The 12,728-nt window shown below is 36.9% G+C and carries 3 protein-coding genes; all 3 read left to right on the forward strand.

Annotated elements, in window-relative coordinates; translation table 11 throughout:
• The first annotated feature begins 25 nt into the window (after window positions 1-25).
• The 3 genes from IEW44_RS01490 to IEW44_RS01500 all read left to right on the forward strand — a co-directional run bounded on the left by IEW44_RS01490 (window position 26) and on the right by IEW44_RS01500 (window position 12,703).
• Window positions 26-5,209, forward strand: a complete 5,184-nt coding sequence (locus tag IEW44_RS01490) for a SpaA isopeptide-forming pilin-related protein (protein ID WP_188613243.1) — start codon at window positions 26-28, stop codon at window positions 5,207-5,209.
• A 100-nt stretch (window positions 5,210-5,309) separates the two neighbouring features.
• On the forward strand, window positions 5,310-6,620 hold the full coding sequence (locus IEW44_RS01495) for an HD domain-containing protein (RefSeq protein ID WP_188613244.1): 1,311 nt from the start codon (window positions 5,310-5,312) through the stop codon (window positions 6,618-6,620).
• A 389-nt stretch (window positions 6,621-7,009) separates the two neighbouring features.
• On the forward strand, window positions 7,010-12,703 hold the full coding sequence (locus IEW44_RS01500) for a collagen binding domain-containing protein (protein WP_188613245.1): 5,694 nt from the start codon (window positions 7,010-7,012) through the stop codon (window positions 12,701-12,703).
• Window positions 12,704-12,728: the final 25 nt, after the last annotated feature.

Consider the following 12,728-nt stretch of genomic DNA (forward strand, 5'->3'; position numbering starts at 1 on the left):
TAAGAAGGGAAGGATGTGAAAGATTATGAAACGTAGGCTAATTATGATGATCATGACTGTATTATTAGTATCTCAAACAATCATTGGTCCTCTATCTACGCATAACGCATTTGCACAAGAAACTGACACTCAAACAATGAACACCGAAGCAAATGCTACGGAAAACATAGACGGTGAGGCTGACAAGCCAATAGAGCAACAACCTATAGAAGGTGGAGAAGTTCAATCACCAGACAATAACAGTGAAGAAGATAATAATCAAACCACTTCACCTCCTGTGATTGCACAACCTGAAACAAAAGAAAACGTAGAAACATCTGAACAAGAAAACAAAGTAGAAGAAGTTCAAGAAGAAAAGGTAGAGGAGACAGCAATCAAAGCCGCAGATTCTGCCGATTTTGTCATTGATGTAGAAGGTGTATATCATTTAATCTCTATCGATGGGCAAGGGAATGTTGTATATGGTGACCGCATCACACAAGAAAACCCCCTAGCAGAGTTAACAGATAATCTTTATTTAGCATACAATTGGTCATTAAAAAATGGTCATGGATTCAAAGCAGGGGATACGACCGCTTTTAATTTACCAAGCCAATTAAAGATAGACCAACCAATATCAGGTTCATTAGGAGAGTATGGCAGCTTCTATATTAATACTGATGGGGTAGTAACTTTTACTTTTACAGAAGAAGTAGAACAGAACTCTGATATTACAGGTACATTTTGGTTTGCCTCTTCATTAAAAGAAGATGTAGTGATTACAGAAGATGATGTCGTTGTCCTAGACCCTATTAAGGAAGGATCTTCTGTTGTAATTCCTGTTAAAAGTCAACAGGCTCAAAAAAGCATTGATAAACAAGGCTATCCTTCAAACGACGGTTATCGCTCAGAGACAATCGATTGGGAAATTAACCTTGATGTAACAAAAAATAAGATTCAAGAGAGTAAGTTTATTGATGAAATCCCTGCTGGCTTAGCGTTAGTAGAAGGTACATTATTAGTTGATGGACAACCTGTAAGCAATCAATCTACAGATAATAATAAAATTGAACTTGCTTTAGGCGATTTCCAAGGTAAAAAGAAAATTACGTATCAAACAAAAATAGTGGATAAAAAGATAACAAGTTTTACAAACAAAGCATCACTAGAAGATAATAAATTGCAACCTGTTGATGCAACTTCAACCGTAACAATTAAATACGGTGACCCGATTAACAAAGGTAAAGGGTTGTTAAAAACAGATGAAAAAACAGGAAAACGTTACTTGGAGTGGCAAGTAGAACTGAATTATGATGAGCAAAATTTGAGTAATGTATTATTCAGTGATTATTGGGGAGATGCTCCTTTAACGTTAATCGAAGATAGTGTTAAATTTACAGTGATGACGTTTAAAGATGGTAAAATGCAAGCAACAGATCAAACAATTAATTTCCCAGTAACGAGCAAAGCCAATGGTTTTGAGATTCCAATTACAACGGATCAACCTTTGTTGCTAACATACAGAACAGAAGCTAATATTCGCCCTATTGATGATATTAATGTGCAAAATACCGCAAAGCTAGGCGAAACAACATCTACTGGTGAAGGTTCTATTAGACAACAAGTAGGTTACAAGTGGGGCAACCGAGATGTTGACTATAAGGATCAAACTATTGAATGGGGTATTGTCGCTAACCAAGATAAACAAAAATCTGAAAATGTAGTCATCACCGACACATACACCAATGGTGGTTTATGGCTAAAAGCAGATAGTGTTACAGTACGTCATGGTGAAGAAGTATGGGAAGCAGGTAAAGATTTTGATGTAGAGGACAATGGTAAATTGGGCTTTACGATTTCATTTAACCGCACGGTAACAGATGTATTAGATATTCGTTATAAAACCTATTTTAACCCAAATGAAGTGAAGGATTTAAATGCTTATAATAAAGCTAACTTCAAATGGGAAGAAGACGGAAAGCCATATGAAAAAGATTTGATTACGAATGTGCCATTAAATGACGAAACAAAGAACCAAGGATATAAAGGTGGCACCTATGATGTTGAGAGTAAAGAAATTACTTGGTCTTTAGGTGTGAATTATCGTCAAAACAATTATGAAAAATTAATTGTGAAAGATACAGTAGGTGAGGACCAAAAAATCTTGCCAGATAGCTTTGTTGTAACAGAGCAATTTAGTGGTGACGTTATTAATATTAAACCTACGATTGATGGTCAAAATATTACATTTGACTTTGGCAAGACAACAAAAGCTTACAACATTACCTATAAAACATCATTAGAAGGTTTACCATATATTGCAGAAAAGTATACAAATACCGCTTTATTTGGTGAAGAAGGTAATGAAGATACAAAGCTAGATGCCTCTGTTGGTATTACAGGTGGCGGCAAATATGTAACAAAATCTGCAAGTAAAGATGGTAAGACAATTGACTGGAAGGTTACAGTTAATGAAGCACAAGCGACTGTGCAGAATGCAAAACTAAAAGATACGTTGTCTGAAGACCAAGAGTATTTGCCTGACTCCGTACAGATTACAGATGCTGCTGGTAATGTTTTAGAAAAAGGCAAAGATTATACGATTACTTTTACAGAGGATAATCGTAGTTTTACAGTAGCCTTCTCAAAAACAATTGATCGCCAAATGACAATTACGTATTCCACATTATTCTTTATTTATGATGGTGAAGTGAAAAATGGGGTTGAGTTTACGGGGGATCAAGTTAATGTAGAGAAGAATACAACAGAAGAATCTGTAGAAATTAGAGAGCAAACAGGTGGCGGTACAGCCAATGGTAAGACAGGTAAATTACGTATTATAAAAGAAGATGCGGATACATCTGCATTACTAGCAGGTGCCGAATTTGAATTGCGTGACGCAACTTCAGGACGTGTGCTTAAAAGAGCAACATCGAATAATGATGGTGAAGTATTCTTTAAAAAATTATTATTCGGCGATTATTTATTAGTCGAAACAAAAGCACCAACAGGTTATTTACTGCAAGCTGAACCAATCCGAGTAACGGTTAAAAATATGGATGATCCGAATGAAGTTCAAGTTGAAAAAGTAGAAAACCATAAATTAGTGTATGAAGTCGAATTAACAAAAATCGACCCTGTGAATAAACTTTGTCCAGCATCTCTTAGTGATGAAGAATGTGAACCTACATTATTAGCAGATGTCGAATTTGAATTGTATCGTCAGGATAATGATGGTGATCGCCAAATTGGTGGCACATATCGTACAAATCAAGCGGGTAAAATTCATGTAAAAGACTTAGCACCAGGTCAGTATTACTTTGTAGAAACAAAAGTACCAGAAGGTTATCCAGAAACAAATAAAGGACGTAAATTTACGTTTGAGATTAAAGCAGATGCACTTGAGCCTGTTGAAATTACTGCGGAAAACTTGCCATATGGTACGGTATCCATTTACAAGTACGATAAATACACACAAAATGCCCTAGCAGGTGTGGAATTTGAATTACAAAAGAAAAATGAAGACGGTGAGTATAAAGCTGTCAACAAGTATACCACCGATCAAGATGGTTTGATTTTCACTGAAAAACTAGCAGATGGTGACTATCAATTTGTAGAGACAAAAGCGCTATATGGCTACAAACCATTGACGGAGCCTGTACAATTTACCATTAGTAGTGATAAAAAAGAGTTAACCTATTATTTTGACCTTGCAAATGAAGCAAATGATACAGCTGTTACACTTGAAAAAGTGGATGAAGATAACCCTACACTGAAATTACAAGGTGCGCAATTTGAATTGTATAAAAAAGGGGATACCCCTAGTGAAGATCAGCGCATTGAGAATGGGGATTTATCTTACTTTGAAACAGATGCAAATGGTCGTATTATCGTAGAGCAATTAGCTTATGGCCAGTACTACTTTAAAGAAGTAAAGGCGCCAGCAGGCTATGATTTAAATGCAAAAGAATACAAAGTTACTTTACAAGAGGGCAAACATTATCTTGTAACAGCAACGAATAAAAAATCATACGTACCACCTGTGCTTCCAAAAGCAAAGGTAACATTAACAAAAGTGGATGAAAAAGACCCTACACTTGTATTAGAAGATGCACATTTTGAATTGTATAAGAAAAATGCAGATGGTGATGTGCGCATTAATAATGGGACAGAAACGTATTTTGTTACAAATGCAGAGGGTAAAATTACAGTTGGTGAATTAACACCAGGTCAGTATTACTTTAAAGAAGTAAAAGCACCAACAGGTTACGTATTAGGTGAAGTTATGTATACTTTTGAAGCAAAAGACAATCAACATGCGCAAGTCGTGGCGACTAACACAAAAGAAACAATGCCACCAATCGATCATGTTAAAGTAACATTAACAAAAGTCGATGCAGATGATGCCACACTGAAATTACAAGGTGCGAAGTTTGAGCTTTACAAGAAGTCAGCAACAGGCGACACACTTGTTGGCACGTATGACACGAATCAAGCGGGTCAAATTGTCGTGGAAAATTTAGCTGAGGGTGACTATCACTTTAAAGAAGTGAAGGCGCCAAAAGGTTATGAAAAAGGCGATACAACTTATCCATTTACAGGTAAAGAAGGCGCACATATTACCATAACCGCAACAAATAAAAAGACAATTGTACCACCTCAAGAAAAAACAAAAGTGACGCTAACAAAAGTCGATGCAGATAATCATGCGAAAACGTTAGCCGGTGCGAAGTTCGAGCTTTACAAGAAGTTAGCAACAGGCGACACACTTGTTGGCACGTATGACACCAATCAAGCGGGTCAAATTATCGTGGAAAACTTAGCTGAAGGTGACTATTACTTTAAAGAAGTGAAGGCACCAAAAGGTTATAAACTAAATGCAAGTAAATATGGCTTTACTATTGTGGCAACTAGCGATGAAAAACTGACGGTAACAAACGAGAGAGAGCCAAGAGATGGCGAAGATGGCGATAAGCCAACACCGCCAGATAAAGGTAATCCAGATAAGCCAAATCCGCCAACAACAGTGGACCCTAATAAACCAGGCCCAGGTGGTGGCGATAAAGATAAGCCAACAAATCCTAGTGGTGGAAAAGACAGCAATGAAAATCCATCAAAATTACCACAAACAGACGGTCAAAACCAAACGATGTATATTGTGTTAGGTTTTGTACTTATGGCATTAAGTATTGCGTTTTATGTGCGTCGTCGCCAAGCGCAAAATAAATAATGAATCAGCCTCGTAAATCTTTGATTTACGGGGTTTTTTGTTATCTTTTGGTTAAGACAGATGAGCGCGTTATAATAAAATAAGAGAGGAGGAGATCCATGTGAATTATGGTTCAACAAAGTTGCGTGATGAAAAAGTATTTAAAGACCCTGTGCATCGTTATATTCATGTGCGAGACCTCGTGATATGGGATTTAATTGGCACTAAAGAGTTTCAACGTTTAAGGCGTATTCGTCAATTAGGCACAACCTATCTTGTTTTTCATGGGGCTGAACATAGTCGTTTTAATCATTCGCTAGGTGTGTATGAAATTGTGAGACGTATTGTAGATGACATTTTCCAAGGGAGAGCGCACTGGAATAATGATGAGCGGCTTGTTACATTATGCGCAGCCTTACTTCACGATTTGGGACATGGGCCATTCTCACATGCCTTCGAAAATGTATTTCAACTTGACCATGAGCAATATACACGTCAAATTCTCTTAGGGGATACAGAGGTGAATGCAGTTTTACAAAAAGTAGCACCTGATTTTCCAAATAAGGTGGCACAAGTAATTGCTAAAGAATATCCAGACCCTCGAGTGATTAGTTTAATTTCAAGCCAGATTGATGCAGACCGTATGGATTATTTACAGCGAGATGCCTATTATACAGGCGTTAGTTACGGGCATTTTGATATGGAGCGCATTTTACGTGTGATGCGACCAAGGCAAGATAAAGTTGTTATTAAACAAAGTGGGATTCATGCTGTAGAAGACTACATTATGAGCCGTTATCAAATGTATGTCCAAGTTTATTTTCATCCTGTGTCGCGCAGTGCAGAAGTGATTTTATGTAATATTTTACAAAGAGCTAAACATTTATATCGACAAGGGTATACGTTTAAACAAGCACCTACCCCCTTTATTGCATTCTTTTTAGAGCAAATTACATTAGCAGAGTATATCGCATTAGATGAAAGTATTTTATTTACGTACTTTCAATTATGGCAACAAGAAGATGATGTAATTTTACGTGATTTGAGCTCGCGTTTTGTAAATCGTAAACTCTTTCATTATGTAGATTTTAATCCAGAAGAACGCCAAGCAGACTATGAGCGTTTACAGGCATTGTTTAAGCAGTTAGGTTTAGACCCTACTTATTATTTTGTTCATGATACAACTGCAGATTTACCTTATGATTTTTATCGACCAGGGGAAGAGAATGCGCGTGAGCCCATTTATGTGGAGTTAAAGGATGGCAGTTTGGCAGAGCTATCAGAAAAATCCGCTTTGGTTCAAGCTGTAACAGGGCGTGAACAGCGAGACCATAAAGTATACTTCCCTAAGGAACTACTCTATGAAAGTAATAATAAAATAAGCGAACTCATACTTTCTATCCTAGGTGTAAAAACACATAGGTCTAAATGACTTTTTTTAAATAAAAAGAGAAATTGATAAAGTTGTCACTTATTTATTAACATGCAAACAATATACGACGAAAAAGTAAAATAGGTTAGCTATAAAAGCGAATAACGATATAAAATACAATGTTTTTCAATAATATGCATAACAATGAATACAACAATAAAAAGGTAATAGTAAAAAGGGCGCAAATATCAACGGATATTTGCGCTCTTGTGCATAATCCTGAAAAAAATGATTTCAGAATTTGTACAGACCTCTCGATATATACTTTGTGAATGAAGGAGAGGGTTTAAATCTGTGGTATTAGGCCACCACAAATTTAAAAATTAATGCTCACACGTTAATTATACCCCAACTCCTTTAAATAAAAACGATAAAGGAGATGCAAATATTTGAAGAAAATACACATACTGATGCTGTCAGTATTACTGATCTTCCAAACGTTGCTAGCACCAATTAGCACGCTTGCTGCTGAGTTACCTACAGTCAATGAAGCTGACCAACCAACATCAGCACCAGCAACATTACCAGAAGCTAATGATGGGGCAACAGAGGCAACAATAGAAGGCACAACTGGTGATAGTAGTACTTCAGAAACAACGACTCCACCAGTTAAAGACGAAACATCAGAGCCTTCACAAGAGCAACCCGAAGTGAAGCCAACAGAAACATCAGAAGCTGAAGCTACTCAAGGTGAAGAAAATGCCACACCAGAAGCAGCTGAAGACAAAGCTGATGAAGTGCAAACATTGAACGCGCCAGCACAAGCAAAAGAAATTACAGGTGTTGCATTCACACACTATAAAGTGAGCAACACAGATGTGAAAGAATGGGCAAATACGCCTGTTGATGCTGGCAAAGAGTACGAATTTGAATTAGGTTTTTCAATTCCTCTAACAGAGCAATGGGCTGATGGCAGTTGGTTTGAATTTGATTTACCAGCAACAATTGTAGATTATGATGGGAAATTTACAGGTACAGTTACTCACAATGGTATTACATTAAACTATTCAACTTCTGGTAATAAAGTAAGAGTGACATTATCAGGTATGACAGTTGACCATGTTAGTACTCAGCCAATGCCAGTAGGTTTAGAGTTTACTTCTAAATTTGCAACAGTAGGCAATAGCCTACAACAAGATTTAACAGTCCCAACACCTGGTGGCCAAGAAACGATTACATTAACGTTCAAACCAGGTGGGAACGGTGAAAAATTAACAAAACAAGCTATTGGTTCACCTGTTTTAGTAGATGGTAATCATCAAATGCAATGGGAAGTTTGGGTTAACCAAAATGGTGACGAGCTTAACAATGCAACAATCGTAGATACACTAAGTAATAATCACAAACTAATTGGTGATATTACCATTGAGGCGTTTGAGGTTGGTTTAAGTGGTGTAGGTGCATCTAAAAAGTCAGGCACAGTAAGCTCATGGGCTGACGTTAATACACAATTAACAGGCAATGATGCGTATAAACTGACGTATAAAACAGAAGTTACTATTGCACCTGAAGAGCGTGAAGGTGCTAAAAGCTTCACGAATAATGTAACGTTCACGAATAATGGTTCTTCTACAACGAAAGGTGCCACACAAAGTGTGACATACGAGCCATTTTTAACGAAACAAGCAACGAAACAAGAAAAATATAACAGCTCATGGGAAATTAAATATAATTTTAGTAATATCCCAATTACAGCAAGTAACAATGTTCTAACAGATACCATGACAGGACCACATAATATTGATACAACAAGCATTACTGTAACAAAAGCTGATGGTTCAGCAGCTAGTGGTTATACAATTTCTGATGAAGGACCGAAAGGATTCAAAGTAACATTCACGGAAGGTTCTTCAGATGCATATATCATTAAATATAATGCGAAATATGACAACCAAGCATTCTTTGAAAATAAAGATGGTACAACTATTGATAACCGTGTAAATGCGGGTAGCAAAACAAATATTGGTGGCGGTTATTCGATTAGTGAAAACTACTTACACAAATCATATACCGTTGACTTTGGTCAACAGCAAATCAACTGGCGTATTGATATTCCTAATGATCACCCAACACAGTCAATGACAGTTACATTAAAAGATGTACTTACAGGTGAGCATAAATTTGTGACAGATGGTTTAGTGGATGAAAATTCAAACGATTTTACTAAAACGTATACAATTGCGCCTGGTGCTACAGAAACAATCACGTATAAGACAAAATTTGAAGTAGATAATACAGGTGCTGTTATTGGTGCGCCATTTGCCAACAAAGCAGATATTACTTGGACAGATGGTACAGTAACATATGAAAAAGAGATTACCTCTACTTATACACCTGACAAGGTAAGTCAAAACAATTTATACAAAGTAGGGAAATTTGATTACAATGATCAATTATTCACATGGACAATTTTAGCGAATGTCAATAAAGCGCCTATGGACGGAGCAACATTAACAGATGTGATTGGCGAAGGGCACGAGCTAAAAGGTGATATTAACATTTATAAAGCTAAACTAAATGCAAGTGGTGCACCAACAAACGACAAGGACATCGTTAAAGATGGTGGAGCTATTAAAACAATTCCTTACGCTGAAACGAATAAACAAGGATTTACTATTAATTTTGATGCAAGTTATGGTCAAGATGCTTATATCGTTGAATATCAAACAAAAGATACAAATGATATTTTAGGGATTGAAGGCGCTGAAGGTGTTGTAGGTGACACATATGGTAATGATGTAACATTTACAATTGCAGGTAATACAAAAACAACAGATGCAAAAGTTAAGGTAGATATTGCAAATAAAATTTTAGAAAAATCTAGCCCTCAAAAAGGTTCGGGTAATGAAATTAATTGGACATTAGATGTGAATAAATCGCACTCTAAATTAGGGCCAGCAACATTGAAAGATACACCAAGTGGTTATCAAATGCTAGATAGAGGATCACTGAAGATTGCTAAATATGATCCAACATCTAAAATGGCGACAGCAACGACATTTGCAGATGCTGATGCGACAGTTACTTTCAATGATGATGGCAGCTTTGAGGTGAAATTTGCTAATTTAACAGCAGGTTATAAAATTACGTATAGCACAATTGGTTTCCCAGAGAGTGCAACGAAAACAAATGTAGAAGTATCTAATACAGCAACATTAGATTACCAAGGTGGTGCTGCTAACCAACAAGGTAGTGACCATAAAGCCCAAAACTTCTCATTCAGTGCATCAAGTGGTTGGATGAGTTTGACAAAAGGTGACTTACAAATTAAAAAAGTTGGTGTAGATTCATTAACAGGTGACACAAAAGTATTACCTGGTATTACATTTGACTTGATTAAGGTAGTAGGTGGTAAAGAATATTTATTGCGTCAAGGGTTAACAACAGATGCACAAGGTATGTTAACGATTAAAGATTTAAGTTATGCAGACTATGTGTTAAAAGAAACATCAGGTACACCAGCCGAATATGTGAAAGAGAATTATAAAGTGACATTAGACGCTGATACAGATGCAAAACTAGACGCTGCTAAAGTAGTAACAGTAGTTAACAAAACAAAAGTAGATGTTAATGCTTGTTCAACATTTGAATTACAAGCAACAGATGCAGATGGTAAGCCAGTAACAGAAATTACACTTACTAATAAGGTAACAGGTGTAGTGATTACTAAAACAGCAACAGGCGGTAAGATTACATTAGACCGTGCTACAGATACACCAGGAAATTATGAAGTTACTGCTAAAACACAAAGTGGCAAAACAATTACATTTAAAGATGTTAAAGTAACTTATGACCAATGTGGTACAGTAGTACAAATTCAACAAGATAAAGTTTGTACAACATTCAAAGTTACGATTAAAGGTGATGTTGTAGATGCAAAAGGTACTACAATTGATTTAGAAGGTAAAGAAGTAACAGTTATCGAAAAGGCAACAGGTACTGAAACGAAAGTAACAGTAACAAACAAAACATTCACAATGCCTAAAGATGCAGCTATCGGCGAGTATGCCGTAAAATATGGTACACAATTTTTAGGTAATGTAACAGTGAGCTACGTGGATTGTGAAGCAGAGCTTACAATAGCACAAACATGTCCAATCTTTACAGTTACGCTTAACAATATTAATGGTAAACCGATTAGTGGTAAGTCAGTAATTGTAAAGAAAGATACAACAATTGTAGGTAACCCAACGTATACAACAGATGCACAAGGACAAATTACACTTAACAGTTTGGAGCCAGGCGAGTACACCGTATACGAAGCAGATGGCACAACAATAGTTGGCACATTTGTAACAGATGATTGTCAAGCTGTTATCCAACCTAAAGTGGCGGATAAATGTCCGAAGTTTGAGATTAAAGTTGACGATCCAAATAACGTATTAAAAACACCAATTTCAAAATTAGTGTTAAAAGCGCAAGGTACAAGTAATAACACATATGAAGTGTCAAAAGATAAAGATGGTAAGTTTATCTTTGATACAACAACTACGACTGTTCCAGCAGGCACTTACAATGTGTATGATGGCAACCTATTCTTAGGTACAGTTGAAGTGGATTATGAAGGTGGCTGTGAAGCTACATTAACATTGACGCAAGCACCAACTTGTCCAGAGTTCACGTTAACAGTGAAAGATGTTAATGGTAACCCACGTGATAATGTAACTGTGACATTAACAGATGAAGCAGGAGCATTAGTTGAAGTGAATGGAGATACAAACTTCACAACAGATGGAAATGGTCAGATTAAAATTGATAACAGTGTTATTAAAGCTGGCAAATATGTTGTAAAAGAAGGCAGTAACGTATTAGGTGAAGTGACTGTGGGGAATACATGTGAAGCTACTATTCAACCACAAAACACAACACCGCCAATTACGGTTTGTGAGCATTACACAATTAAGGTAACAGGCTTAGGTGATAATGAAAATACACCTCGCCCAGGTGCTGAAGTAGTATTAAAAGATAAGGCAGGTACTACAGTTGTAACAGGCACTACTGATAAAGACGGTAAAGTAGTATTCCCACGTGAGGATTTACAAGTTGGTGAATATACACTATACGTAGATGGTGCACATATTAAAGTGATTACAGTCACAATTTTTGATTGTCAAATCAATGTGGTTGCTAAACAACCAGCACCAAGTTGTCCACAAGTTACAGTGACATTAAAAGATGAAAACGGTAAGGCTCGTCCAAATGTTGACGTAACGATTAAAGATAGCGAAGGTAAAACAGTAGCAACAGGTACTACTGATAAAGACGGTAAAGTGACAACAGAACAACCACTTACACCAGGTAAATATGTTGTATACGAAGGCGATAAAAAAGTAGGCGAATTCACAAAAGATGCAACGAACTGTGAATATGAAGTGACTACAACGCCAGCGCCAACTTGTCCACAAGTTACGATTACAGTAACGGATAAAGACGGCAAAGCACGTAAAGATGTAGATATTACCATTAAAGATGCGAAAGATAAAGTCGTATTAACAGGTTTCACAAACGATGAGGGTAAACTTACAACAGGCAAGCCGCTTCCTAAAGGCAAATACATTGTGTATGAAGTGGATAAAAAAGTAGGCGAGTTTGTAGTAGATGGTACAAACTGTGAGTTTGATGTAACGACAACAGAGAAACCAGAAGAACCAAATTGTGATAAACCTGAACCAGGTCAACCAACCGACCCAGATTGTGAAGAGGAACCAAATAAACCAGGTGAGGGTGGAGAGAATCCAGTAGACCCTAACAACCCAGGTGAAGGCGGAGAGAACCCAGTTGATCCAAACAATCCAGGTACAGATGGTGGCAAGCCAGTAGACCCGAATAACCCTAACCAAGGTGGCGGTGATGGTGGTAAACCAGTAGATCCAAATAATCCTAACCAAAATGGTAGCGATAATGGAAAACCTGTGAACCCGAACAAGCCAGGTACGGATCATAACACAACAAATGATGGAAAGAATCCAAACAAATTACCACAAACAGATGGTGCAAGTAATACAATCTTTGTTTACATTGGACTAGTGTTAATGGCAATTAGCGCATTTATATTCTTCCGTCGTAAAGCAACTGCGAAATAAGTAATGGTGTAAAGCACTATCTCTA

Source organism: Lysinibacillus alkalisoli (assembly GCF_014643595.1).
GTDB classification, from domain to species: domain Bacteria; phylum Bacillota; class Bacilli; order Bacillales_A; family Planococcaceae; genus Metalysinibacillus; species Metalysinibacillus alkalisoli.

What these genes read in the sequence shown, in the direction of transcription:
- IEW44_RS01490 (WP_188613243.1), top strand. Translation starts at nt 26, where the DNA reads ATGAAACGTAGGCTAATTATGATGATCATGACTGTATTATTAGTATCT.